This window comes from Gilvimarinus sp. F26214L, from assembly GCF_054401055.1.
Genome location: NZ_JBTIYG010000007.1, coordinates 75,662 through 101,310, shown reverse-complemented (window position 1 = coordinate 101,310; position 25,649 = coordinate 75,662). Strand labels below are relative to the sequence as shown.

The following is a 25,649-nucleotide window of genomic DNA, read 5'->3' as shown; positions in this document are numbered from 1 at the left end:
CTCCCGTCACGCTTCTGTGCCCAGATCTCGTTCGAGCCTCTGCCTGGCCAGTTTCGGCGAGCCCGTGCGGCGGGCCCACATTTGAAAGGCGACGGGAACCACGTAGATGGTAAACAGAGTTGCGACGCTGACCCCGGTAATCACCACGAGACCAATCACGAAGCGGGTTTCGGTTCCCGCGCCGCTGGCGATGACCAGGGGCACCGCACCGGCGACGGTCGTTACTGCTGTCATCAGGATCGGACGCAGGCGCTGACTGCAAGCTTCGATGATGGCGAGGTCGAACTCCATCCCTTCATCCCGCAACTGGTTGATGAACTCCACGATCAGAATACCGTTCTTGGCCGCGAGGCCCACCAGCATTATGATGCCGATCTGGCTGTAGATGTTGAGCGACTGCCCCGCGAAATAGAGCCCCAGCAATGCACCGGCGACGGCCATGGGAACGGTGAGCATGATCACGACGGGCTGGATGAAGCTTTCGAACTGGGCGGCGAGAACGAGGAACACCACCAGCAACGCCAGTACGAATACGAAGTAGACGGAATCACCGGACTCCTTGTACAACAGCGACTCACCCTTGTAGTCAAAGGACGCGTAACCAGGAAGTATTTCCCGGGCGGTGGTCTCCAGGTAGTCCAGTGCCTCACCCAGGCTGTAGCCGTCCGCCAGGCTGCCGCTGAGAGTGATGGAACGCAGGCGGTTATAGCGGTTGAGGGTGTCGGCGTCCGCAAACTCTTCGATGGCCACCAGGTTCGAGAGAGGAATCAGAGCATTGCCGGCGGAGCGCACGTAGATGTTGGTCATGTCCAACTTGCTCTCATGGTCCTGACGAATCCCTTCAACGATCACATCCCGCTCTTCGCCGTTGATCATGAAGGTGGTGACCAGCCGCGAGCCCAGCATGCTTTCCAGTGTGCGACCGATGTTGGTCACTGATACGCCCAAATCTGCCGCACGATCGCGATTGATGGTCACCCGCAGTTGGGGTTTGGTTTCCTGGTAGTCGTGGTCCATGCCCACGAGGCCCGGGTTGTTGGCCACTTCTGCGAGCATCAGATCCCGCCATTCCACCAGCTCCTCGTAAGTGCCGCCCTGCAGTACAAACTGAACCGGATTGCCACCCATGCCGCCGAAGGCCTGGGGCGTCATGGCAAAGATCCGCGCCCCGGGGATGTCCGCTGTGCGCCTTCGCACTTCGTTAGTGATCTCCCAGACCGAGCGACGCTTGTCCCAGTCTTCCAGCACCACCACTGCGCGCGCGTCATTGAAGCTGGAGCCCGAAGGGCCAAAGCTGCCGGGCGCACGCACCAGCAAACGCTTGATCTCGCCGCTGTCCACCAGCGGCTGCATACGCTCCTCCACTGCCATGGCTGATTGCATGGTGTCTTCAAAGGAAGCGCCCTGGGGACCCTGAATCATCATCATGAACATGCCGCGGTCTTCGCGGGGCGCGAATTCGGACGGCACTTTGGTAATGAGAAACCCAATCAGAGCGAGGATGAGCACATAGGCGAAGTTTACGGAAACGGGCTGCTTGAGCACCTGAGCCAGGGAATTGCGATAGCCGTTCTGGATACGGGCGAACCAGTTGTTCTCGGCAGCGCGAATTTGCTCCTCGGTCTCGGGTTTCAGTACCAGTGTGCAGATGACCGGCGACAACGTGAGGGCCACCAGCATGGAAAAGAAAATCGCGGCAGCCATGGTTACGGAAAACTCGCTGAACAGGCGGCCGATCTCGCCCTGGAGGAAGGTGATGGGCACAAAGACAGCGATTAACACCAGCGTAGTGGCCAGTACCGCAAAACCCACCTGCCCCGCCCCCCGAAATGCCGCGACCCGGGGCGACTCGCCCAGGCGCATGCGGCGGTGGATGTTTTCCAGCACCACGATGCCGTCATCCACCACCAGCCCGATGGCGAGCACCAGAGCCAGCAGGGTCAGCAGGTTGGCACTGAAGCCCAGTGCCAGCAGAACAATGAAGGTCGCAATCAGCGAAACGGGCAAAGTGACCGCCGGCACCAGCATGGCCCGATAATCCCCGAGAAAAAGATAGATCACCAGGACCACAAGGACGGCAGCGATGAACAGGGTTTGATACACCTCCTGGACCGCATGCTCCACAAAAACGGTACTGTCGTTGCTGAGGATCAAAGACATGCCGGGCGGCAGGTTCGCGGACAGTTTTTCCGCCTCGGCCTTCACCGCGCGGGCCATGGTGAGAGTATTGGCGGTACTTTGCTGCACAATACCCACCCCCACCATGGTCACGCCGTTCCCCCGAAAGGAGGTGCGGTCCTCCTCTGCGCTCAGCTCCACGCGGGCCACATCGCCGAGCCGCACAAGGTAACCATCGCTACCCCGTTGCAAAACCAGATTGCGGAAGTCCTCTTCGGTTGTGTAACCACGCTCCATACGCACGGAAAAATCCCGCGCTTCGGATTTGACGGTACCCGCCGGGAACTCCACGTTCTCCGCACGCAAGGCGTTCTCCACATCGCCCACCGTCAATCCCCGGGCGGCGAGTTCGCGGCGTTCGATCCAGATGCGCATGGCATAGCGCTTGGCGCCCGAAACGTTGACGTTGGCCACGCCGTCCACCACGGATAGTGGGTCCACCAGAAAGCGCTCCGCGTAATCCGTGAGCTCCAGGGCGTTCATGGAGTCCGACGACAGATTGAACCACATGATGGGGCGGCCATCGGACTGGGACTTGCTCACCTGGGGTGGGCTCGCCTCTTCCGGCAGAACCCGCAGCACGCCGGACACGCGATCGCGAATGTCGTTGGTGGCGGCTTCCAGGTCCCGGTTCAAGTCAAATTCGATGTTGATGCGGGAGATGCCGTCCGAACTGGAGGATGTAACGGTTTTGATGCCCTCCACCCCGGAGATCCGGTCCTCGATCACCTGGGTGATGCGGTTCTCCACCACAGACGCGGACGCGCCCCGGTAGGTGGTGGAAACAGAAACCAGAGGCCGGTTGGTGTCGGGATACTCCCGAAGGGGCAAACGATCGAAGGCAACGAGACCAAAAACCACCAGCACCAGGCTGATGACCGTTGCAAAGACAGGGCGCTTGACGGAAAAATCAGAAAGAAACATACGCGCGTTCGCCTGGTTGATGCATGCTTGATTACAGGTGAGTCAAAAACGGAATCTTAATGGCATCCACGCTACCCGCGTAGCTTGGGTTAGCGCAGCGTAACTCAACAGTGAACTGCAAACGGCGCGTTGCCAGGTCCACCTTTCCAGGCAGCCGCTAGCCCTCAGCCGGCCTCACAATATTCAAGGAACTGTTGTTGTTCACCGTGTGAGTGCCGCGGGTGACGACCTGCTGCCCCTCTTGGAGGCCGGAGAGGATTTCTACCAGACCGGGGCGGCGTACGCCGATCTCCACTTCCTGCATCCGCGCGCGAGGCGGTTCTCCTTCCTCGACCGCGTAGACATACTGACGGTCACGAACGGGAACCAGTGCGCTCTCGGGCACCACCAGGGTTTCGCGTCCGGCGAAGACCACTTCCACATGCAGCAACATGCCGTGTTTGATGGTGTTGTCGGCATTGGGAATCTCTGCCCGCACCTTGATGGAGCGATCCACTTCATTGATCCGCGAATCGATGCTGGCCACCCGCCCTTCGAAAACCCGGCCAGGCACTGCCGGACTGCTTGCCTGCACCGTTTGCCCCGCTTTCAGGCTGCCCAGATGAATGGAGGGGACTGCGAAATCCAGCTTCATGGTGTCCGTAGCGTCCAGGGTGGTGATGACCGTGCCGGGGGACACCAGTGTTCCCGGGCTTACCTGCCGCAGTCCCAGTACCCCGGAGAACGGCGCCCGGATGGTGCGATCCCGAAGGCGGGCCCGGGCGGCGGACACGCGATGCTGGGCCGTTTCCCGAAGAGTGATCCGTTCGTCGAGCAGGCTCTGGGATACGGACTTGCTCTCGATGAGCCCCTGAAGTCGCTTGACCTCCCTTTCCTGCTCGGCCAGATTGGCCTGGGCGGCCCCGAGCTCCGCTTGTTCTTCGTTGTGGCTGAGGATCACGAGCACGTCGCCCTCCTCCACCATCTGTCCGTCCCGGAAATGAATGGTTTCCACGGTATCGCTCACGTTGGCGGTGACCGACACCGACTCCCGGGCGTAGGCGGTACCCACCGCTTCGGCTCGCACCTCCATGATCTGGCGAAGCACCCGGCTCACCTCCACCGCCACCGCCATGCCGCCGGATCCCCGTCGCATACCGGGCCCCGGATCAGGTTTTGTGCTCTCCTTGAACACCACGGCACCGACCAGCAGGGCACTCACCGCAAGGGTGATGATGAGGGGCTTTTTCATGAAACGGCCTATCCCGGGATGTCAATAGGCCGAGTTTAACCCATAACTTCAGCAGTACAGTAAGGGCCTGGGGTTAAGTATCGTTATCTGAAGGGCCCGCTGGAGGGGTCGGATATGCCCGGTGTGAACCGGGCGGGAGGGGCAAAGCTCGAGGCCGCCGGGCAGCGGCCTCGGGGAAGAGTCAGGAGAATTTGGAGAAGTCGGGCTCGCGCTTTTCACCAAACGCCGCAACCGCTTCGGCGAACTCGGGGGATTGCAGCCCCTGGCGGAAGAATTCCTGCTCGCGCTGCATGATGGCCTCAGCGCTCTCGCGGATATCCTTCTTGAGCAGACGCTTGGTTGCACGCAGCCCCGAGGCGGGTTGCCGGCTCAGGGTGGCACAGCGCTCCAGAACCGTGGGCAAAAGCTCCTCGCCCGAAAACACCTGGTTGACGATGCCCACTTCCCGGGCCACATCGGCGGAGAAGGATTCGCTGAAGTACAACAGCTCCGCGGCGCGGGCGTGCCCCATCAGCCGGGGCAATACCACACTCGAGGCGAATTCCGGGCACAGCCCCAGTTTGGCGAACGGCAGCTGGAAGTAGGCGCTGTTGTCGGCGTACACCAGATCGCAATGCAACAGCATTGTAGTGCCAATCCCCACAGCCGGCCCCTGAACGGCAGCCACTACGGGCTTGTCACAATCGAGCAGGGCACGCATGAACTTCGGGGTCGGGTTCTCTTCCGGATCCAGTTGCCCCTTGTGGCGGGCGAAATCCCCCAGATCATTGCCACTGGTGAAGCTACCCCCGGCGCCGTGGATGAGGATTACGCGAACTGAAGGGTCCTCGCTTCCGGCACGGATGGAATCCCCGAGCTTTTTGTACATGGCCAGCGAGAGGGCATTCTTGCGCTCCGGGCGGTTGAGCTGGATCTGCAGGATACCGTTTTCCGCAGAGACCTGAACCAGGTCGGTGTTCGCTTCAATCATCTTCCTCTCCTTTCTACTAAGGGAATCATCCGGCCCAGTGCCGCAGTCGCACCGGAATGCGTTCACCAGTATAATTGAGCGTTTTTACGGGGAAAAGCAGCCGAACCGCGCGGTCCCCTTCTTTCTTCATCCATACGAGCTGTCTATGAATATCCGAGCCCATCTTGCCGAGAAAATCCGCCAGGCCATGACGGCAGCCGGCGTCGACCCCCAATTCGATGCCCTCGTGGTTCCCAGCAAGCGCGTCGACTTCGGGGATTATCAGGCGAACGGCGCCATGGGCGCCGCAAAGGCGATGAAGAAGAACCCGCGGGAGCTGGCCCAGAGCATTCTCGACAAGCTGGACCTGAGCGATGAGGCGGAACGGCTGGAAATCGCCGGACCCGGTTTTATCAATATCCATCTTAATAGGGAGTGGCTCGCCGGGCAGCTGCTGGGCAGCATGGCGAAGCCTGCGCTCGGGGTCGGCGCGAGCGACCAGCAAACCATCGTGATCGATTACTCCTCGCCGAACCTTGCGAAGGAGATGCACGTGGGGCACCTGCGTTCCACCATCATCGGCGACACCCTCGCAAGGGTGCAGGAATTTCTCGGCCACAAGGTGATCCGCCAGAACCACGTGGGGGACTGGGGCACCCAGTTCGGGATGCTGATCGCGCAACTGGAAGCCCACCTGGAGCACGGGGAAAACGCCGAATTTGCCCTGCAGGACCTGGAAAGCTTTTACAAAGAAGCCAAAACCCACTTCGATGCGGACCCGGAATTCGCCGATCGCGCGCGCAACTATGTGGTGAAGTTGCAGTCCGGCGATACGCGGGTTAAAGCTCTGTGGGAGCGGTTCCGTGCAATTTCGCTCCATCACAGCGAAGTGATTTACGACAAATTGAATGTCTCTCTGCGACCCGGGGACGTACGCGGGGAAAGTTTCTACAATGACGATTTGCCGAGCGTCGTCAAGGATCTTGAGGCCGCCGGCCTGCTGCAAGAGGACCAGGGCGCAAAGGTGGTCTTCCTGGACGAACTGGCCGACAAGGAAGGCAACCCCAATGTTGCCATCGTTCAGAAAAAGGACGGCGGCTATCTCTATTCCACGTCCGACCTGGCGGGAATTCGCTACCGGGTAAGAACACTCAAGGCAGACCGCATTATGATTTTTGTGGATGCGCGGCAATCGCTGCACTTCAAGCAGGTGTTTACCATTGCTCGCAAGGCCGGCTTCGCTCCACCGGACCTGCGCATGGAGCACTACCCCTTTGGCACCATGCTCGGGGAAGACGGCAAGCCCTTCAAGACGCGCAGCGGCGGCACGGTGAAACTGGCCGACCTCCTGGACGAAGCGGTGGAGCGCGCAGAACAGCTGATTGCCGACAAGGACCCCCAACTGGACGCGGAGCAGCGAAAAACTGTTGCGCGCAAGGTGGGCATTGGGGCGGTCAAGTATGCGGACCTTTCCAAGACGCGCACCAACGATTACGTGTTCAACTGGAACGCCATGCTCAGCTTCGACGGCAACACGGCCCCCTACCTCCAGTACGCGTACACGCGCATCCAAAGCATATTCCGCAAGGCCCAGGTCGACCCGGCGGACGTTGCCGACCCAGTGGTGATCGAAGCCGCTGAGGAAAAACAACTGGCCATCAAATGCCTGCAGTTTGGCGAAGTGCTCGAGCAGGTGGCCGATGACGCCTACCCTCACGTGCTGTGCAACTACCTCTACGACCTTGCTTCGTTGTACATGAAGTTCTATGAGGCCTGCCCGATCCTCAAAGAAGGCGTATCCCGGGAACTGCGTCAGTCGCGCCTGCGAATCTCCCACTCAGTGGCGGAAACCCTGCGGGTCGGGCTGGATCTGCTGGGGATCGAGGTGATGGAGAGAATGTGAGATGGGAGCCGTGTAACTCGAAACGGCTCGGGTGTCTCACACCTCCCTGACAAAGCCTGGCAGGGAATCGAGAATCGCCTTCCCGTAATGGCGCGTGGTCAGGCGGCGATCCATGATGGTGATGGTGCCCGTGTCGGATTCGCTGCGGATGAGGCGGCCGCAGGCCTGGATCAGTTTGAGGGAGGCGTCCGGCACGCTGATTTCCATGAAGGGGTTGCCGCCCCGATCCTTGATCCACTCCGCCAACGCGGATTCCACCGGGTCATCCGGTACCGAGAAGGGAATCTTCGCCACCACTACGTGGCTGCAGTATTTTCCGGGCAGGTCCACACCTTCCGCAAAGCTGGCAAGACCAAAGATTATGCTGCCCTGCCCGCTGTCAAGGCGACGCTTGTGTTCTGCCAGAGTCTCCTGCTTGGAGCGATCGTCCTGCACCAGGATGAGCTGCTGCCAGGAGCTCTCGAGCCCATCGTAGACGTCGAGCATTTGCCGGCGTGAGGAAAAGAGTACCAGGTTCCCTTCGTCCCTGTTCAGGAGCTGCGGCAGATTCTGAATCAACGACTCGGTATGCTGAAAGGCATCGCCCGCGTCCCGCGCTTCCTTCGGTATTCGCAGGGTTGCCTTGCTGTAGTCGAAGGGGCTGGGAACGATCTTGTAATTGCTGTCGGCCGGTGTTCCCGTGTGCAGCACCAGGCGGTCGAAGCGGCCCAGAGCGGTCAGTGTGGCAGAGGTGAGTACGGCGCCGCAGCAGCGGGACCAGAGCAGTTCGTCGAGGGTGTGGGCGGCCAGGATCGGGGATGACGAAATGCCCACTTCCATCCCGCTGTTGGTTTCGATCTTTTCGACCCACCGGGCATCGGGAATCTCGCCCACGTCGTTGCTGGCGTAGCTCATCCACAGGGCGAGGTTGGCCTCCGCCCGCGCCAGCCAGGAGCCGAATACCGGGAACCAGTTTTCAAGATCCACCCGGGGCACGGCGCCACTCGACTGGTCGAGACTTTCGGCCAACTCCTCGGAGGCCTGGGTGAGAATGTCCACCAGACGGCCAAAGCTTTGGGTAGCTTCCGCGGCGGCTTCCACGATGGGCCCCGGTACGATGCCGTGCGCAAAACGGTAGTGATTGGAGCGGCGATTGAAGGACTGTTGAGATGCCTCCTGCGCAGCTTCCGCTGTTTCCAGGCAGTCCAGCAGGAGGGGCTGGAGGTAGGTGAGTTGGCGTTTGCAGTCTGAAAGAACGTCCGGTAGCTGCTCCAACTTCCGCTTCAGGTCACCGGCCTCTCCCACCTCCCTGGCGGCAGGTTCGAGGGACTGGCGACATTCGTCCAGCCATTTCTGGGTGGATTCTAGTCGGCTGTATTGCGAGAAGTGGTTGCGGGCCTTGTCCGCCAGGTGGTGGGCCTCGTCGAAGATGTAGATGGTATCTTCCGGCGACGGCAGGATTGCACCCCCACCCAACGCCAGGTCGGCCAGGACCAGATCATGGTTGGTGACGATGCAATCCACTCCCTGTATCTGCTCACGGGACTTGAAGAAGCTGCAACTGGACACAAACGAACAGCGCCGACCACTGCACTGGCGATGATTGGTGGTGACGGGGCGCCACTGATCGTCGTCCAGCGCCTTGGGCCAGTTGTCCCGGTCGCCATCCCATTTGCCCGTGGACAGAGCGTCCATCATCGAGTGATAGAGTCGAACGGTTTCCTCGTCGGAGCGGGCCTGTTCTTCCGGGGGCACCCCCAGCGGTAGTTCCTGTGGAGCCTGGAATTCGTTGAGTTGCCGGTCCAGCCGCGCCAGGCACAGGTAGCGCCCGCGGCCCTTGGCGAGGGAATAGTTCACCGCGAGTTCGCTGTGCTTTTTCAGCTCCGGCAAATCTTTGTGGACGATTTGCTCCTGCAGGGCGACCGTTGCGGTGGATACAACCAGGTGTTTGCCGAGGGCCCTGGCGATGGGCAGGGCCGCAAGAAAATAGGCCACGGTCTTGCCCGTGCCGGTGCCCGCCTCGATCACACAGATGTGTCCATTGTTGCGGCGCTGGCCTTCATCGTCCAGTTCGATTCCGCCCAGGGTTCGGGCGATTTCCGCAATCATGAGCTTCTGGCCGTAGCGGGCCCGAAGCTCCCGGGACTCGAGGAACTGGCTGTAGGCTTGCTGGATCTGCTGTTTGGTTTCCGTGGAGAGCATGAATGGAGGACGGGTCCTTGCGATGGCGATGGAGCCGGCCAATCGAGCTGCGCCGGGTTCGTTTCACTGGAATTTTGCGTTGTCAGGCGAACTTCCGTGTTAAGCCGCACAGGCCGACCGCCACTCGCCAATGAACGTCAGGAGCCCAGGTTCTCCATGGGCAGTACGGGTTGATCGTTCTCCCGCAGGCGGGCTTCCAACTCCAGCTTGCTGACGATGGGGTTGGCGTACATCTCCCGGATGAAGGGACGGTAGCGCGGCGCAACCGCACGCAGTCGCCGGGCAAACATCCGCCGCTCCTTTTGAAACCTGTCTTCCCGGAAGGGGACGCCTTCACTGCGCACCCGCACAGCCGGAACCTTGCCATAAAGTGCCTTGTAGGCAAAGCAGTTGCTGGGTTGCAGAACGTAATTCTCAATCACCTGGCGATCGATCTCGGCGGCCAGTTCGTCCGCGTCGTTGAAGTCACCAACAAGCGGATCTCCGAAGGCCAGGTGAACATGGCCCTTCATCCCGGCAATGCCCTGAGCGATGTTGTACACGTCCTCGTGCTCCGCCTTGGTGTAGCCGCCGAAGTTCGCCTGGTGATAAAGCTCTCGGGCCTTGGCTTCGTCGCAGGGATCCCATTCATAGGAAATGGAGATGGGAACGATGCTGAGTTCGCGGATGTAGTCGGCAAAGCCCTGAGGTTTGGGCTTGTTCATGGCGAACATCTTCATCAGCGCGGTCTCGGTGCGATCCCGACCGTCCTTGGCCCGCCCTTGCCGCTGTGCAATCCAGCAGGAGGTGTTATCCACCGCGATGGAATGATGAATGTAGTCCGACAGATGCTTGAGAGCCTTGAATTTTTCCTTGTTGCCCTTGGCCGACCGTTTGACGATGAAACTTTTGTTCAGCCGCATCATGTCGGAGGCAAAAGGCATGGTCAGCAGGTTGTCGCCGATGGCAATGCGAACGGTATCCCGATCGTTCATGTGCAGCACCCAGTCCACAAAGGCCGGGTCCATGGCGATGTCCCGATGGTTGCTCACGAACAGGTGCGCGCGGGAAGGGTCCAGTTTGTCCAGCCCCGACGAGGTGAGCCGGGCCATGGTCTGGCCCATCATCCGCTCCATGTATTTCTGAACCACGGTCTGGACATCGGCGACGCTGTCCGCGTCTTTCAGTTCCCGCTTCACATACCAGGCCACGGCCACCGAAAGGGGGCCCGGCAGAATACGGCCCAGGCGCGGGAAGCGAAGGCGGGTGATGGCCCGGCGAAAGTCGCGATCGTTCAGGACCCTGTTGAGGGTCGGCCGGACTTCGTCGTCATTGTAGGGACGGATATCGTCAAACTTATCCATGAAAACTGGGGTTAACCTATGTACAGAGAGGAACTGGCCCGAGGTCGATGTCCCCGGGCAGATCGGGGAAGAAAATTATAGTCTATTGTGAGGGTACTGCTTCATCCCGGTGCTCACGCCTTTTGCCGGCCAGACGCCTCCCATGCAGTTCTCGCACCCATCGGTCAAATCGGGGCGCCAACATACCGAAAAGCTCTGTAAAATGCCACTGCCCCGGGGCCGCCATGGAAACTCCCCGTCCACCCCGGTCCGACCAGTCGAGGGTCTACACTCAAGGAAGAGCTTCCGTCGGTTTCTGACCGGCGGCGCCGCGAATCAGGAACAGGCCGAGATCCCATGAAAATACTTCTGGTGGAAGACAGCGCCACCCTTCGCTTCACCATGTGCGCCTACATCCAACATGCCGGCCACGAACCCCTGGTGGCGGAAAGCGGCGAGCAGGCGGTTCAGCTGATCGAAACAACACCTGTGGACCTGGTCATCATGGACGTGGAAATGCCCGGTCTGGACGGCTTCGAGACCACCCGCCTGATTCGGGAAGTGCTTGGAGAACGATGGGTTCCCATCATCTTCGTGACCGGCATGGGCGACGAAGCCAGTTATCAGCAGGGGATCGAGGCCGGCGGGGACGATTACATGATCAAGCCGGTCAGCCCCGCGATTCTGCAAGCCAAGCTGCGGGCCATGGCTCGGATCATCTCCATGCAGAAGCAGCTCCAGCAGCTCAATGCGCGCCTCCAGGCGCTGAGCCAGCGCGACGGTCTGACTGAGCTCTTCAACCGTCGCACTTATGAAGACAAGGCCCGGAGTCAGTGGCACATATCCACCCGGGCCCACGAGCCGGTGGCCGTGCTGATGATCGACGTGGACCACTTCAAGGAATACAACGACTATTACGGGCACCAGGCGGGGGATACCTGCCTGCAGCAGGTGGCGGCCGCCCTGAGCGCCGCCCTGCACCGGCCTGCGGACATACTGGCCCGGTACGGCGGCGAGGAGTTCATTGTCTTTCTGCCCGGAACCAGCCGGGCGGGCGCCCGCACCGTCGCGCACTCGCTCCGCTCCGCCGTAAAATCCCTGGCCATCCCTCACGCATCCTCCCAATCGGCCGATGTGGTGACGGTCAGCATCGGGGCGGCGGTTACGGACCGCACCACCGGTCTGAGCGAGCAGGAGCTGGCCCGGGAAGCGGACAACGCCTTATATCGCGCCAAGGCCAAGGGCAGGGACAGGGTGGAGCTGAAGCATATTTCGCCCCACCGCACCCTGCTGATTCTGGACTCGGACGCCGAAACTCTCGGCGCCATCAGCGAACTGCTGCGCGCGCACTACAACATCATCACAGCCACCAGCCCCGACGAATGCCTGGAAATCGCCCACAACTGCCACCCGGACATGGTAGTGCTCGGGGGCTGCACCGATGACCAGATCCGGGACATCATCCTCGACAGTCTGGACAACAGCCAGCATACGGCCGGCATGCCCATGATTCAGCACCGGGGAGAGAACGAAGAAGATTTGCTGGAAGAGATTCGGGGCTACTTCAGCTAGGAGCGGTTGTGGTACCAGGTTACCGCGTGGGAATGCTTGTCCACCTGGTTTTCCACATTCAGTACCAGGGCGAAGAGTGCCATTCGCACCAGCACCCCATTGTCGGTCTGGCGAAAGATGGCCAGGTTCGGATTCTGATTCAGGTCGCTGTCCAGTTCGTTCGCGTCGGCCCGGGAATCCCGCGGCAAGGGATGCATGATGACCGTGTTGGGCTCGCAGAACTGAGTGTAGATGGATTGATTAAGCCGAAAACGGCCCCGGTACAGATCCGCCTCTTCCTTGGTTTGAAATCGCTCCTCCTGAATACGGGTGGAATAGGCAATGTCCACCCGGGAAATGGCCTGGGTCAACTCTTCCGACAGTTCCACCTCGTGCCCCGCTGCCTTCAGTTTGTCCACGTAAACCTCCGGCATGGCCAGCTCCCGGGGGGAGACGAGGGTCACTTGAACGTTGTTGTACAGGGCGAGCAGGGAACACAGCGAATGCACCGTGCGGCCGTACTTCAGATCGCCAATCATGGCGATGCGCAGGCCATCGATGCCGCGGCCGCGACCGGCCATTTCCTTCTCGATGGTATACAGATCCAGAAGAGCCTGGCTCGGATGCTCGTTGCTGCCGTCGCCCCCGTTAAAGACGGGCACGCGGCTGGCGGCGGCAAACTCCGCCACGGAGCCCGGCTCCGGGTGGCGCATGCAGATTACATCGCTGTAGCCGGAAAGGACCCGCGCTGTGTCGTAGAGGGATTCGCCCTTGGCCAGGGCTGAGACCTGAATGCCGGTGGTCTCCCGGACGTTGCCGCCCAGCAGATTGAAGGCGCTGCCGAAGCTGACGCGAGTGCGGGTGCTGGGCTCGAAGAACATGTTGCCGAGAATGGCGCCCTCCAGAACCCGCGTGACCCGCTGGCGCATGGCGTAGGGCCGCATCCGGTCAGCCACCTGGAAGATTCTCTCGATATCGCCGCGCTCGAACTGGTCGATTGACAGAATGTGTCCACCGGTGAATTCCACTGTGCACCTCGATATCTGCTGGCCGGAAGTGCGCGCATGCTACCCGATTGAATTGTTTATGGGAATGGGAGAGCTCCTCGCAGCGCTTCTTGCGAGCGGCGCCCCCTGGTCCCTTACAGCAGCCCGGCGGTCAGCTCCCGCTCGTAGCGCGCCAACTGCTCGAGAATGAGCTGCTGTTCGGAAGACGTTGCCGGATCAGCCTGCAGTCGGGCGAGGCGCTCGCGGAATTCGATGACGGTAATACCGGCCCCCGCCTCCGGATCACTGAAGCGCTGGCTGCGAAACTCGTCCCACTGGAGACGCTCCGGCGCCGAAAGCGTGTGGGGGAAATTCCTCGCGCGGTAGCGAAACAGCAGTTCCGGCAGGCGCTCGTCATAAAAGCTGAAGGTTGTAGAGGCCAGATCCTCCGGACTCGCCCCGCGCACCTCGGCCATGGTGGCCTTGTCCCGGTCGTTGATGAAGCCGTCGTAGAGACACTGCTCCGGATCACTTTTGCCGGGGAAGCCATTGCGTTTGAACACTTCCTGCAACTTGCCGGCTAACTGACCGTCTGCAGCGGCTTCACGCAGGCCGCGCCAGTGGGTTTCACAAAGTGCCTTGTCAAGTTGCAGACGCTGTTCAGCGGCGGCATCCACAAGTTTGGGCGTCACCAGCAGCGGCGATTTGTTCAGGTGAATCACTTTCAAGGGCACCCGCTCCACGCCCTCTTCCAACTGATCTCTGGGCGTAAACAGGCGAGCCGCGATCTGTTCGGCGGACAGGTCGGTCAACAGTCCCGGGTCGGCCGCCAGGTCGAAAACGATCACACCGTTCTTGTTCACCGGATGGGGTGCCAGCGGCATGACCAACGCGGCGCAGCCCCTGGCGGCCGGATACTTCGAGGAGATATGCAGCAAGGGTTTGAATGAGCGCAGATCAATGAGTGATGCCACTTCGCGCTTCAGGCGCATGCGATAGGCATAATCGTAGAGCTTGGGCTGTTGTTCCCTGATCCGCCGGGCCAACCCGATCGTTGCGTACACATCGGAAAGCGCATCATGGGCAGCTTCGTGGGCCAGGCCATTGGCCGCGCTCAGCCGTTCCAGCCGAAAGCTCGGGGAACCATCTTCATTGCGGGGCCATTCGATGCCGTCCGGCCGCAGCGCGTAGGTCAACCGGACCATATCGATAATATCCCAGCGGGAGTTTCCGTTATTCCACTCGCGCTCATATGGATCGTAGAAGTTGCGAAACAGTCCGTTGCGGGTCACCTCGTCGTCGAAGCGAATGGAGTTGTACCCCACCGCGCAGGTCCCGGGTTTGATCAGCTCGTCGTGAATCCGCCCCATGAACTGGTAATCGGGTAGCCCGTGCTCGAGCGCGTGTTGAGGTGTGATTCCGGTGACGAGGCAGGCTTCGGGTTTTGGCAGGCAATCGCTGGCGGGCTGGCAATAAAAGGACATGGGCTCGCCGACGATATTGAGGTTTTCGTCGGTTCGCACACCGGCAAACTGGGAAGGTTTGTCCTGGTTCGGACTCTCTCCCCAGGTTTCGTAATCGTGCCAGAAGAGTGTATTCATTTTTTTGTGTCTGGGGTTTATTGGTGTCTGGTGCCTTCAACCCGTTTTGGTGATGGGATCAGCATTTCGAAAACGCGGTGAATACATCCCTGTAGCTCCCGCGCCGCGTCCTGCGGCGAGGGTTTCGAAATGCTGATCCCATCACCAAAACTCCCATCGCAGCGGATTGGTGCTCCGGAGTTCAGCCGGTCACGGTCTGACGGTACTCCGATACAGTTTGCCGTGGGTTTTGGAGCTTTCGAAACCCTCGCTTCAGGGATGAAGCGAGGGAGCTACAGGGATGTATTCACCGCGATTTCGAAAGCCCCAAAGCCCACGGCAAACGGCGCTTACTGGCACCGCTCCAATTCAGCACGCCTTTACAGCATTGATTTAATTTTTTCCTGCCAGATCTTGGGCCCAGTCTGATGCACCGATTCGCCGTTCGCATCCACGGCAACAGTCACCGGCATATCTTTCACTTCGAACTCGTAGATGGCTTCCATACCCAGTTCCGGGAAGCCGACCACCTCGGCAGATTTGATGGCTTTGGAAACAAGATAAGCGGCACCGCCAACGGCCATGAGATAAACGGATTTGAAATCCCGGATCGCATCGATCGCAATGGGGCCGCGCTCGGCTTTGCCGATCATGCCGGTCAGGCCGGTTTTTTCCAGCATGGTGCGGGTGAACTTGTCCATCCGGGTGGCGGTGGTGGGACCGGCAGGGCCGACCACTTCATCACGCACCGGATCCACGGGGCCGACGTAGTAGATAAAGCGGCCTTTCAGATCCACGGGGAGCTCTTCCCCTTTCGCAATCAGATCCACCATCTTCTTGTGGGCCGCATCGCGGCCGGTGAGCATTTTGCCGGACAGCAGCAGCGTATCGCCCGGCTGCCACTCGGCCACATCCTCCCGGGTGACTGTATCCAGATTCACGCGGCGGACATTGTCGCCCACCTCCCAGGAAATCTCCGGCCAGTCTTCAATGTCGGGTGGCGTCTGCAGCGCGGGACCGGAACCGTCGAGAGTGAAGTGCGCGTGGCGGGTGGCCGCGCAGTTGGGAATCAAAGCCACCGGCTTGTTGGCGGCGTGGGTGGGATAATCCTTCACCTTCACATCCAGAACGGTGGTGAGACCGCCAAGGCCCTGGGCACCGATCCCGAGCTGATTCACCTTGTCGAACAGTTCCAGGCGCAATTCTTCAGCCCGATTACTCGGACCGCGGGCCTGCAGCTCCTGGATGTCCACCGGCTCCAGCAGCGACTCCTTGGCCAGTTGCATGGCCTTTTCGGCCGTACCACCAATGCCGAGACCCAGCATGCCGGGCGGGCACCAGCCGGCGCCCATCTCCGGCACCACTTTCAGGACCCAGTCCACGACCGAATCGGAAGGATTGAGCATGGCGAATTTGCTTTTGGCTTCGCTGCCGCCGCCTTTGGCAGCAACATGGACGTCCACCTTGTCCCCCGGCACGATATCGTAGTGGATCACGGCGGGAGTGTTATCGCCTGTATTCTTGCGCGCGCCGTCCGGGTCCTGAAGGATGGACGCGCGCAGGACGTTGTCCGGGTGCTGATAGGCGCGGCGGACGCCTTCGTTGACCATATCCGTGAGACTCATCTGCGTTTCCCACTTCACATCCATCCCCACGGTTACAAAGACCGTAACAATCCCGGTGTCCTGGCAGATGGGACGGTGGCCCATGGCGCACAGGCGGGAGTTGATGAGAATCTGGGCCATCGCATCCTTCGCCGCGGGGTTGGCCTCTTTCTCGTAAGCCGCATTCATGGCCTGGATGAAGTCTTTCGGATGGTAGTAGGAGATGTACTGCAGGGCGTCGGCGACGCTGGAAATAAAGTCTTCCTGGCGGATGGTGGTCATTGCATGTACCTGAAATGAAGCCCAAATGAAGGGGGAACTCGAATTTGCGGGCGGTATTTTACACGATGGGGCGGGAGATCGCAGACGCGAGGCGCGGTCCATGCCCCGCCCACTTACGAAAGAAAAGGTTTACGGCCCGGTGGCGGTACAGACCCGCCCTATCGGCCACGACTTACCAAGGTCTCCGTAGTCGGTCTCTTTTACCGCTCGGCCTCACTATCGTCTACTGCCCCCCGCCAACGCGGGATTTCAGATCCTGGATATCGCTGTTGGCGGTCCGGCGGAATGCGTCGATGGCTTTGATGGCCTCCTCGTTGCCGGCCACGCGAGCGGTCAGGGAGTTTTGCAGCTTGTCCACCTGGGCTTTCATGGTGTTGCTCTGGTCGGTCACCTCGCGCAGGCGTTGCTCCAGGACGTCGATCTCTTCCGCAGCCCGGGTCAACACCAGTTGCTGTTCGCTGCTCTGGGTGCGCAGGGTCGCCAACTGGGACTGGTGCTGGGTGGCCAGTTCACTGGCTTTTTTCGCATCGGCCGCAGCGGTTTTGGCGATCTTGTCCAGGCCCTCCAACTGGCTCTTGTTGGTCTGGATGGCCTTGCGGTTGGTGTCGTAGGACACGCCCCACAGCTTGCGGATCTCCGAATCGGCCCAGTCCAGCTTTTCGTGGATTTTGGTCACGGACTGGTCGGATTCGGTGTTGGTCAGGTTCAGGCGCGCTTCAAGCTCGGCAATGCGATCGTTGGAACTGGCCAGTACCTTCTCCGCTTCAAGAAATTTCCACACCCCGAAACCACCGACGCCGATGCCTACCAGGGCCAGCAGGAACGCAAACACAGCCATGGAGGAAGTTTTACCCGACACTGGTGCGGCGGGGGGTGCGGGCCGGCTAGCGGACTGGGGGCGCTGATTGAGACGGTTCTGATGGCTGGCGATCTCGTCGCGCTCGGGCTTGATGCTGGAAAGCGTGGGTTCTTTGCGATCTTGGGCCATTATTGGAATCCTCGGGGCATCTGGCAGCCGGCGGGCGGCTTTGTACAATGATTAGCCGTATTTTATAGCATATGGATGCGATTATCCGCCGGGATGGCGGCACATTTCGCCGGAGAATGGGGCTCAAGCTCCAACTCGGCGGGAAAGTTTTCCCGGATTTGGTGGAACTCGCTCTGGCCCCGACCTGCGAGGCACGCGGGTAGCTCTAACCCGGCTATCAATGGGCAGAGCCGCAAAAAGGGCGGAAAGTTCCTGCCCCCAATACGCAACAGCCCGGCATTGCCGGGCTGTTGTCTACTTCCAGGCCGATAGCGGCCTGTTCACCGAACTCAGGCTCCGAAGTTCTTGCTCACGAAGTCCCAGTTCACTAAGTTCCAGAACGCATCCAGGTACTTGGGACGGGCGTTGCGGTAGTCGATATAGTAGGCGTGCTCCCACACGTCCGCTGTCATCAGCGTGGTGACGCTGCTGTCGGTCAGGGGCGTTTCGGCGTTGGAGGTGTTGACAATGGCAACACTCCCATCGGACTTCTTCACCAGCCAAGTCCAGCCGGAGCCAAAGTTGCCGGCACCTGCCGCGTTGAATTCTTCCTTGAACTTGTCGAAGGAGCCGAATGCCTTGTTGATTGCGTCCGCCAGCGCACCCGTGGGCTCACCGCCACCGTTGGGGCTCATGCAATTCCAGTAGAAGGTATGATTCCAGACCTGAGCCGCGTTGTTGAACAGGCCGCCGGAAGAGGTTTTGATGATCTCTTCCAGATCCTTGCCTTCGTTTTCAGTGCCTTTTACCAGGCCGTTCAGCTTGTCCACATAGGTTTGATGGTGCTTGCCGTAGTGATACTCGAGCGTTTCGGCGGAGATGTGGGGCTCAAGCGCGTTTTTCTCATAGGGAAGCGGGGGTAATTCGAAAGCCATAGTGATATTCCTTCTATCCGTTGCTGAATGTTTTGGTTGTCGACGGACCACAATCAGGTCGCGTCTGAATCACCTTACGAGCGGACTGTTGAATCAAAAAAGCCGCTACGGGTCGGACCGGAGCCGCCCAATCTTAAAGCATTTGCTATCGAGAACAAGCCCGTTTACCGATCAGATCGAGGCTAATCGGTTTATTCAACATTGAACAATGAAAGCTTGCTATTGGTGCCATTGATTCAGCGAAACTCCAAACAAAAACGGCCCTTGCGGGCCGTTCTGTGGATCTGCAAAGGCGCTTACATCATGCCACCCATGCCACCCATGCCGCCCATGTCCGGCATACCGCCGCCACCGGCGCCTTTCTCGTCCGGCTTGTCGGCGACCATGGCTTCGGTGGTGATCATCAGGCCAGCGATGGAACCAGCAGCCTGCAGCGCAGTGCGGGTTACTTTCGCGGGGTCCAGAATACCCATATCCAGCATGTCACCGTATTCGCCAGTGCCTGCGTTGTAGCCGTAGTTACCTTCGCCTTCGCGTACCGCCTGAGCGATCACGGACGCTTCGTCACCAGCGTTGCTTACGATCTGGCGCAGCGGCGCTTCCAGGGCACGACGCACGATGGTTACACCGGCAGTCTGCTCGTCGTTGTCGCCAGTCAGGGACTCGATGGCTGCCGCAGCGCGGATCAGAGCGGTACCACCCCCAGGCACGACACCTTCTTCAACCGCAGCACGGGTGGCGTGCAGGGCGTCTTCAACGCGGGCTTTCTTCTCTTTCATTTCCACTTCAGTGGCGGCACCCACTTTGATCACTGCAACACCGCCGGCCAGCTTGGCCACACGCTCTTGCAGTTTTTCGCGGTCGTAGTCGGAAGTGGACTCTTCCATCTGGGCGCGGATCTGGTTAACGCGCGCTTCGATGTCCTTGGCGGCACCGGCACCGTCGACGATGGTGCTGTTTTCTTTGGTCATGGTGACGCGCTTGGCCTGACCCAGGTGTTCCAGGGTGGCGCTTTCCAGATCCAGACCCACTTCCTCAGAGATCACGGTGGCGCCGGTGAGGATGGCGATATCCTGCAGCATGGCCTTGCGACGGTCGCCGAAGCCAGGTGCCTTACAAGCGGCCACTTTAACGATGCCACGCATGTTGTTGACCACCAGAGTAGCCAGGGCTTCGCCTTCCACATCTTCCGCAACCACAACCAGCGGCTTGCCGGCTTTCGCTACGGCTTCCAGCAAGGGCAGCAGTTCGCGAATGTTGGAAATCTTCTTGTCCACCAGGAGGATGTAGGGCGAATCCATTTCCGCGCTCATGTTGTCCTGGTTGTTGATGAAGTAAGGAGAGAGGTAACCGCGGTCGAACTGCATACCTTCCACGACGTCCAGGTCGTTTTCCAGACCGGAGCCTTCCTCAACAGTGATCACGCCCTCTTTGCCCACTTTGTCCATGGCACTGGCGATGATTTCACCGATCTCGGAATCGCTGTTGGCGGAGATGGTGCCCACCTGAGCGATGGCTTTGGAGGTTTCACAGGGAGTAGCGATGGAACGGACGTGGTTGACCGCTTCCTTGATGGCCTTGTCGATGCCGCGCTTCAGGTCCATGGGGTTCATGCCTGCAGCCACGGATTTCAGACCTTCGTTAACAATGGCCTGAGCCAGTACGGTCGCCGTGGTGGTACCGTCACCTGCTTCGTCGGAAGCCTTGGAAGCAACTTCCTTCACCATCTGGGCGCCCATGTTCTCGAACTTGTTTTCAAGCTCGATTTCCTTGGCCACGGACACGCCGTCCTTGGTGACGGTGGGTGCGCCGAAGGATTTTTCCAGAACGACATTGCGGCCTTTGGGACCCAGTGTGGTCTTGACGGCATCAGCCAGAATATTTACACCAGCCAGCATCTTGTGGCGGGCGTCATCACCGAATTTTACGTCTTTCGCTGCCATGATTGATTTTCCTCAATAACAAATCTGATGGGTTGAAGCCTGTGTGCTTTTTTCGCCTTGTTCGAGAGGCTCGCCTATTCAATAACCGCCTTGATGTCGCTCTCGCTGAGGATGATTAACTCTTCGCCGTCAACCTCGATGGTGTCGCTGCCGGCATATTTGCCGAATACAATCACGTCGCCCACCTTGACGTCGACAGCCCGCACTTCACCGTTATCGAGTACGCGGCCACTGCCGATTGCAATCACCTCGCCCTGGTTAGGCTTTTCCTTCGCAGAGCCCGGCAGCAGAATGCCGCCAGCGGAGGTTTCCTGTTCTTCCTTGCGGCGTACCACAACACGATCGTGTAAAGGACGAATTTTCATGGACTTGATCTCCAATAACCAACGTTACGTTTGAGTTTTTAGCGGGGCTTGCCCAATTAGGAGCCTCTGCGCCGGTAGCGCCTCGGCCGTTTTGCAACTTGCGCGGGAGCTGCTGCCCTCTCCCGGTCGCTCGCCGATCCTGGTCGGAGGCGAGGTTCAAAAAACCAAGTGAGGGGCATGATGGGGCTGGTTCAGGGGATTTCAATGGTCGCAGGCAAAAATTTTTGACTTTTCGCGTCGCTCTGCCGCGCTCAATCATCCCGGCGGTATTCACCTTCGATCGTGTGACGGTCCGGGGGTTGACGGCCCTGCTGGGGATTACGTGGACCGAAGGGGCCGGCCGGACCGCCGAACCGGACCACCTGAACGTGCCGCAGGATGCGGCCGAGCAGCCAGCGGCGTGGCCCGGGAACCAGGCAGGCCAGCCCGACCACGTCGGTAATGAAGCCGGGAGTCAGCAGCAATGCACCGCCGGCCGCCAGAAAGAGGCCCTCGCCCATCTCGGTGGCCGGAACTTCGCCGCGCTGCATCCGTTCATTGGCTCTCATCAGAGTGGATAGGCTCTGCTTGCGCAGCAGCGCCAGGCCGACCACGGCGGTGAGGAAAACCAGCGCGATGGTGGGCAGGGCGCCAATCCAGGTACCCACCTGAATCAGCAGCCACAGCTCCAGAACTGGCAGAAGGACGAAAAGAACTAAGAAAACTGGCACGGAATCCCCTTGAGAATAAAAGTGGGAGGTGGGGGCCGGTGCCGGCGATTACAAGCCCACCCGTCCTGGTTTGACTCGGAGATTCCGGGGATTATCCTCCCGACCGGTGGGAAAGGCGGAGTGAAGGCAGCTCATTGGCTGGCAGGAGCTACCAGGAGTAGCCCACACCCATGGTGACCTGCTTGTCCTCGCGCCGGTTGCCTTCCACCGGCTGGTTGTCCGTGTCGTACTCGAATTTGATTTCGCTGTACAGCCTGCCAGCAAGCGGCATGGAGATACCGGTTTCAGTCTCAAGCACCCAGTCGGAGCTCTCCTCCAGAGAGCGCACCAGCTGGTGCCGGTGGAACAGCTTGGCATTGCGGGGGAGCGTGTAGCGGAAGTCCACCGCCCAGCGCCAGGCAGCCCGGGTATTGTCTGGCTCGAACTCTGCGCTCGGGCTGTCCGGCGGGGTGAACCGCTCTTTCATGTAGTCCATACCGGTTTCCAGCGAGAGGGCGCTGGTGCTGGTCTCCCAGACCTGGTAACCGAGTCCCGTACCGTAGCTGTAGCGCTCCTTGATGCTGGCCGGCTCATCGAAGCTGGTGCGAACGCTGTTATACCAGAACCATTTTTCCTGCAGGAACCAGTCGAGACTGTAGTCCACCCGGCCCCGGCCCTGAGTAGGCAGGTCGTATTGAGAGATGCTGTCGTATTCGATGATGGTCTCGTGACGGAAATCGCCGCGGCGGAAGAAGGTCTCGCTGTCCACCATCCAGATCTTCTCTTCCCGGTTGCCGCTGGCGCGGCGGCCGGACACGGTCAGCTTGCCCCGATAGGTGCGGTCCCCGTTGATGTATTGGTCGTGAGGAATGACCATATTCAGGGACATGACATCCACAATACCCTCGGCGCCGTCCTCGCAGGCAAATTCCAGGGCGCCCTCGTCCATGGAAAGCCAATAACAGGGCTCCGCGTGGCCGTCCAGCTTGAACGCCATATTGGTGGAGACGCTCACCACCTCGGAGGTATTCACCGTCACCTGGCCGAGCTTATCGGACTGCCAGTGCAACTTGCCATTCTGCAGCTTTACAAAGTCGCCGGTCAGGCGATCTCCATTGGAGAGCACCAGCTCTCCGGCAATTGTCAGTGGGCTGATCATCGAGAACAGGATCAGGGACTTGGCAATCTGCTTCACTATATACTTCCCGCGAAAAAACAACTTCAAATCAAAAAACCGTTGTAAAACATCAATATGGATGGGCTGGCGCCTCTTCAGGCACTTTAAAAAACCAAGCTTAGATGAATATCAGCAATCGCGAGCGGATTTTTCAGGTAATTGTCCGCATCCCTCACGGACGGGTCGCCACATACGGCCAGGTCGCCCGATTGGCGGGCCTTCCCCGCGCCGCCCGGCTGGTGGGAAGCACCCTCAGGGGGCTGCCGAAGGACACCAAACTACCCTGGCACCGGGTGATCAACGCGAGCGGAAGGATTTCCCTGCCAACGGACGGGAGTGGGAAGGTTCAAAAGGAGCGTCTGGAAACAGAAGGTGTGGACTTCATCAAGGGACGTGTGAGTCTTCGGGACTTCGCCTGGCAGCTATAGTGCCGCGCCACTGCTATAGTAGCTCTACACGAACCACAAGGGTGTGTCCGCATACTCGGGCACACACCCCCGACCCTACTCGCCAAATTGCAGGGCAAGTCGTTGTTTGAGAACGCAAAACATTATCTCCATCCGCGCATACTGACGATCTTCTTCCTCGGTGCCGCACAGGGCTTCCCCTGGGTGATCATCAGTACCGGCCTGACCATCTGGCTGAAGGATTCGGGTGTGGACCGGGCCACCATCGGCTTCGCGGGAGCAATCCTGGTTGCCTACTCGGTCAATTTCCTCTGGTCTCCCCTGGTGGATCGTTTCAATCTGGGCCCTCTGGGCCGGGTTTTAGGCAACCGGCGGGCCTGGATCCTGGCCATGCAGGCCGCCATCGTTCTCGGCTGTCTGATCGCCAGCACCTTCGATCCGGTAACTCAGCTAAGGGCGCTGGTAATCGCCTGTTTCGCGGTCGCGCTGGCGGCGGCCACTCAAGACGTGGCCATCGACGCCTTTCGCATCGAGAGCTTCGAAGAGGACGAGACAGACTACCTGGCGGCGGGGTCCTCGGCTATTACGGCCGGCTGGTGGACGGGGTACGCGGCCATCGGCTTCATTCCCCTCTGGCTTTCCGACCCAAATAACCTGGGCATGGCCTGGCCGGACATCTACCGCCTCATGGCCCTGATCATGGTGGGGCTGATGCTGGCGCCCCTGCTGGCAAAAGTGCGCCCGGGCGCTCGCCAGGAGCGCCAGCACGCGGTGGAGGAGCGCTATGCACAACTGCTCGCCGCACAGCCCCCCGCGCGCAACACTGCACTGCTGGTGGCGATTGCGGTAATGATTGCGCTGGCCGGCTGGGCGGCCCTGGGCAGCCCGGGCCTCAGCCCCGTGGTCGCGGGCTGGTGGGGCTATGTTCCCCTGATACTTGCCGTCGAAGGGGCGATTGTTATCTTTATCCTGAGAGACCTGTGGTCATTCGACTCGGGCGCCTCGGGCACCGGTTCGGGCGCTCCCGTCACCACCTTTCATCACCTGCTGGCCTGGCTGGTCACAACCCTCATCCAACCCCTGAAGCAGTTTTTCATCCATAACGGCCTGAAACTGGGCCTTGGCCTGCTCCTGTTCATTTTCCTGTTCAAGATCGGGGAAGCCTTCCTGGGACGCATGTCCCTGCAATTCTACAAAGAGATCGGCTTCAGTAACACGGACATTGCCACCTGGTCCAAACTCACCACCTGGTGGGTGACCATCATCTTCTCCCTGCTGGGCGGCTTGATGAACATGCGTTTCGGGGTGGTAAAAGGGCTCCTGATAAGCGGTATCGCCATGTCTGCCACCAACCTGCTGTTTGCCGTGATCGCCCAGGTCGGGCCAAGCATCCCGCTCTACGCCTTCACCATCGTGGTGGACGGTTTCGCAACGGCCTGGTCCACGGTGGCCTTTGTGGCTTTGATTTCCATGCTGGCCGATCGCAGTTTCACTGCCTCCCAATACGCCCTCATGGCGTCGCTTGGGACCCTGGGTCGCACACTTCTGGCCAGTTCCAGCGGCTTGATGGTGGATTGGCTCGGCGGCAACTGGGCTCTGTTTTTTGTGATCACCAGTCTGATGGTCATTCCCAGCCTCATCCTGCTGCTTTTTCTTTCCGGAAAACTCAATCGCCGGGGGAAAGATCCGGAAGCCAATCAGGCAGCCCAGCTGTCATAATCAGCCCTTCCGGCCGAGAGACAAAGAGGAAATACATGCGCATCGCAGTGGTTCTGTTCGCCCTTCTGTTCAGCAGCACGGTTTTCAGCAAAACCATTCTGGTTATCGGGGACAGCATCAGCGCTGGCTACGGTGTTGAGCTGGAAGATGGCTGGGTCAATCTCTTGCGACAGCGGGTGCAGGAGTTTGGCGAGTACGAGGTGGTCAACGCCAGCATCTCCGGCAACACCACCACCATGGGCGTGGGCCGCACGCCGGCCCTGCTGAAGAAGCACGCGCCGGACATTGTGATCATTGAACTGGGCGGGAACGACGGATTGCAGGGCCACCCGTTGAAGGTTGTGGAACGGAACCTCAGTCAGATGGTGCGCATGTCCCGGGAGTCGGGAGCCGATGTACTGCTGGTGGGCATTCAGATTCCGCCCAATTATGGTCGGCGCTACACGGAAGAGTTCTTTTCAACGTTTACCACGGTGGCCGAGAAGTTCGATGTACCCCTCGTACCCTTCATTCTGGACAAGGTGGCCACCGAAGACGGGCTGATGCAGGCCGACGGCGTGCACCCCACCACCGAGGCTCAGCCGATTTTGCTGGAGAACGTCTGGCCCTACCTGGAACCCTTGTTGTAGCAGGTCGACCCATTGCCGTAACCGCCTCGGAAATCTGTTGGGTTACGCTTCGCTAACCCAACCTACGGTATCTCCCACAAATCGTGTAGGTTGGGTTAGGCGCAGCCGTAACCCAACATTCCGCCGG

The 25,649-nt window shown here is 59.9% G+C and carries 19 protein-coding genes; 5 read left to right on the top strand and 14 right to left on the bottom strand.

Annotation, left to right across the window (positions count from 1 at the left end; translation table 11 throughout):
- Positions 1-6: 6 nt before the first annotated feature.
- The 3 genes from ACURWW_RS09730 to ACURWW_RS09720 all read right to left on the bottom strand — a co-directional run bounded on the left by ACURWW_RS09730 (position 7) and on the right by ACURWW_RS09720 (position 5,303).
- Complete coding sequence (locus ACURWW_RS09730; RefSeq protein ID WP_445617067.1) at positions 7-3,102, bottom strand: efflux RND transporter permease subunit; 3,096 nt, start codon at positions 3,100-3,102, stop codon at positions 7-9.
- A 157-nt stretch (positions 3,103-3,259) separates the two neighbouring features.
- Positions 3,260-4,333: an efflux RND transporter periplasmic adaptor subunit gene (locus tag ACURWW_RS09725; RefSeq protein WP_445617066.1), complete on the bottom strand. Its 1,074-nt coding sequence runs from the start codon at positions 4,331-4,333 to the stop codon at positions 3,260-3,262.
- Positions 4,334-4,514: 181 nt separating this feature from the next.
- Complete coding sequence (locus ACURWW_RS09720) at positions 4,515-5,303, bottom strand: enoyl-CoA hydratase (RefSeq protein WP_445617065.1); 789 nt, start codon at positions 5,301-5,303, stop codon at positions 4,515-4,517.
- Between the two features lie 145 nt (positions 5,304-5,448).
- Here ACURWW_RS09720 and argS point away from each other — a divergent pair, with 145 nt between their 5' ends.
- Positions 5,449-7,185 (top strand): arginine--tRNA ligase, encoded by a 1,737-nt coding sequence (gene argS, locus ACURWW_RS09715; protein ID WP_445617064.1) that lies wholly within the window; start codon positions 5,449-5,451, stop codon positions 7,183-7,185.
- Between the two features lie 36 nt (positions 7,186-7,221).
- On the opposite strand, the gene dinG is transcribed toward argS, so the two are convergent.
- Positions 7,222-9,366, bottom strand: a complete 2,145-nt coding sequence (gene dinG, locus ACURWW_RS09710) for an ATP-dependent DNA helicase DinG (RefSeq protein ID WP_445617063.1) — start codon at positions 9,364-9,366, stop codon at positions 7,222-7,224.
- Between the two features lie 137 nt (positions 9,367-9,503).
- Positions 9,504-10,709: a 1-acyl-sn-glycerol-3-phosphate acyltransferase gene (locus tag ACURWW_RS09705; protein WP_445617062.1), complete on the bottom strand. Its 1,206-nt coding sequence runs from the start codon at positions 10,707-10,709 to the stop codon at positions 9,504-9,506.
- Positions 10,710-11,045: 336 nt separating this feature from the next.
- On the opposite strand from ACURWW_RS09705, the gene ACURWW_RS09700 reads away from it, so the two are divergent.
- Positions 11,046-12,260 (top strand): diguanylate cyclase, encoded by a 1,215-nt coding sequence (locus tag ACURWW_RS09700; RefSeq protein WP_445617061.1) that lies wholly within the window; start codon positions 11,046-11,048, stop codon positions 12,258-12,260.
- On the opposite strand, the gene ACURWW_RS09695 is transcribed toward ACURWW_RS09700, so the two are convergent.
- The 9 genes from ACURWW_RS09695 to ACURWW_RS09655 form a co-directional block, all read right to left on the bottom strand.
- Positions 12,257-13,267: an aspartate carbamoyltransferase gene (locus tag ACURWW_RS09695; RefSeq protein ID WP_445617060.1), complete on the bottom strand. Its 1,011-nt coding sequence runs from the start codon at positions 13,265-13,267 to the stop codon at positions 12,257-12,259. The two genes, ACURWW_RS09700 and ACURWW_RS09695, sit on opposite strands and share 4 nt — an antisense overlap.
- A 113-nt stretch (positions 13,268-13,380) precedes the next feature.
- Entirely contained in the window at positions 13,381-14,826 is a 1,446-nt protein-coding gene (sbcB, locus tag ACURWW_RS09690; RefSeq protein WP_445617059.1) for an exodeoxyribonuclease I, read from the bottom strand.
- A gap of 359 nt (positions 14,827-15,185) precedes the next feature.
- Positions 15,186-16,691 (bottom strand): fumarate hydratase, encoded by a 1,506-nt coding sequence (locus ACURWW_RS09685; RefSeq protein WP_445617058.1) that lies wholly within the window; start codon positions 16,689-16,691, stop codon positions 15,186-15,188.
- Positions 16,692-16,914: 223 nt separating this feature from the next.
- Positions 16,915-17,679, bottom strand: coding sequence for a hypothetical protein (locus ACURWW_RS09680; RefSeq protein ID WP_445617057.1), 765 nt, complete (start codon positions 17,677-17,679; stop codon positions 16,915-16,917).
- A gap of 329 nt (positions 17,680-18,008) precedes the next feature.
- Positions 18,009-18,593 (bottom strand): superoxide dismutase [Fe], encoded by a 585-nt coding sequence (sodB, locus tag ACURWW_RS09675; RefSeq protein ID WP_445617056.1) that lies wholly within the window; start codon positions 18,591-18,593, stop codon positions 18,009-18,011.
- A gap of 296 nt (positions 18,594-18,889) precedes the next feature.
- Positions 18,890-20,536: a chaperonin GroEL gene (groL, locus tag ACURWW_RS09670; protein ID WP_445617055.1), complete on the bottom strand. Its 1,647-nt coding sequence runs from the start codon at positions 20,534-20,536 to the stop codon at positions 18,890-18,892.
- Between the two features lie 74 nt (positions 20,537-20,610).
- Positions 20,611-20,901, bottom strand: a complete 291-nt coding sequence (locus ACURWW_RS09665) for a co-chaperone GroES (protein ID WP_445617054.1) — start codon at positions 20,899-20,901, stop codon at positions 20,611-20,613.
- A 251-nt stretch (positions 20,902-21,152) separates the two neighbouring features.
- Positions 21,153-21,611, bottom strand: coding sequence for an FxsA family protein (locus ACURWW_RS09660; RefSeq protein ID WP_445617053.1), 459 nt, complete (start codon positions 21,609-21,611; stop codon positions 21,153-21,155).
- A 148-nt stretch (positions 21,612-21,759) separates the two neighbouring features.
- A complete protein-coding gene (locus ACURWW_RS09655; RefSeq protein ID WP_445617052.1) occupies positions 21,760-22,785 on the bottom strand; it encodes a DUF481 domain-containing protein in 1,026 nt (341 codons plus the stop codon).
- Positions 22,786-22,889: 104 nt separating this feature from the next.
- Between ACURWW_RS09655 and ACURWW_RS09650 the strand changes: the two genes are divergently transcribed.
- From ACURWW_RS09650 to ACURWW_RS09640, 3 genes are all read left to right on the top strand, one after another.
- Positions 22,890-23,195 (top strand): MGMT family protein, encoded by a 306-nt coding sequence (locus ACURWW_RS09650; RefSeq protein ID WP_445617051.1) that lies wholly within the window; start codon positions 22,890-22,892, stop codon positions 23,193-23,195.
- Between the two features lie 102 nt (positions 23,196-23,297).
- Complete coding sequence (locus ACURWW_RS09645; protein ID WP_445617050.1) at positions 23,298-24,893, top strand: AmpG family muropeptide MFS transporter; 1,596 nt, start codon at positions 23,298-23,300, stop codon at positions 24,891-24,893.
- 35 nt (positions 24,894-24,928) lie between these two features.
- A complete protein-coding gene (locus tag ACURWW_RS09640; RefSeq protein WP_445617049.1) occupies positions 24,929-25,522 on the top strand; it encodes an arylesterase in 594 nt (197 codons plus the stop codon).
- Positions 25,523-25,649: the final 127 nt, after the last annotated feature.

Bases quoted from the DNA above. Each gene is read 5' to 3' on its own strand.
- ACURWW_RS09680 (WP_445617057.1), bottom strand. From the start codon at position 17,679: ATGGCCCAAGATCGCAAAGAACCCACGCTTTCCAGCATCAAGCCCGAG.
- ACURWW_RS09705 (WP_445617062.1), bottom strand. From the start codon at position 10,709: ATGGATAAGTTTGACGATATCCGTCCCTACAATGACGACGAAGTCCGG.
- argS (WP_445617064.1), top strand. From the start codon at position 5,449: ATGAATATCCGAGCCCATCTTGCCGAGAAAATCCGCCAGGCCATGACG.
- ACURWW_RS09720 (WP_445617065.1), bottom strand. From the start codon at position 5,303: ATGATTGAAGCGAACACCGACCTGGTTCAGGTCTCTGCGGAAAACGGT.
- dinG (WP_445617063.1), bottom strand. From the start codon at position 9,366: ATGCTCTCCACGGAAACCAAACAGCAGATCCAGCAAGCCTACAGCCAG.
- ACURWW_RS09725 (WP_445617066.1), bottom strand. From the start codon at position 4,333: ATGAAAAAGCCCCTCATCATCACCCTTGCGGTGAGTGCCCTGCTGGTC.
- ACURWW_RS09665 (WP_445617054.1), bottom strand. From the start codon at position 20,901: ATGAAAATTCGTCCTTTACACGATCGTGTTGTGGTACGCCGCAAGGAA.
- sodB (WP_445617056.1), bottom strand. From the start codon at position 18,593: ATGGCTTTCGAATTACCCCCGCTTCCCTATGAGAAAAACGCGCTTGAG.
- sbcB (WP_445617059.1), bottom strand. From the start codon at position 14,826: ATGAATACACTCTTCTGGCACGATTACGAAACCTGGGGAGAGAGTCCG.
- ACURWW_RS09685 (WP_445617058.1), bottom strand. From the start codon at position 16,691: ATGACCACCATCCGCCAGGAAGACTTTATTTCCAGCGTCGCCGACGCC.
- groL (WP_445617055.1), bottom strand. From the start codon at position 20,536: ATGGCAGCGAAAGACGTAAAATTCGGTGATGACGCCCGCCACAAGATG.
- ACURWW_RS09640 (WP_445617049.1), top strand. From the start codon at position 24,929: ATGCGCATCGCAGTGGTTCTGTTCGCCCTTCTGTTCAGCAGCACGGTT.
- ACURWW_RS09730 (WP_445617067.1), bottom strand. From the start codon at position 3,102: ATGTTTCTTTCTGATTTTTCCGTCAAGCGCCCTGTCTTTGCAACGGTC.
- ACURWW_RS09650 (WP_445617051.1), top strand. From the start codon at position 22,890: ATGAATATCAGCAATCGCGAGCGGATTTTTCAGGTAATTGTCCGCATC.
- ACURWW_RS09700 (WP_445617061.1), top strand. From the start codon at position 11,046: ATGAAAATACTTCTGGTGGAAGACAGCGCCACCCTTCGCTTCACCATG.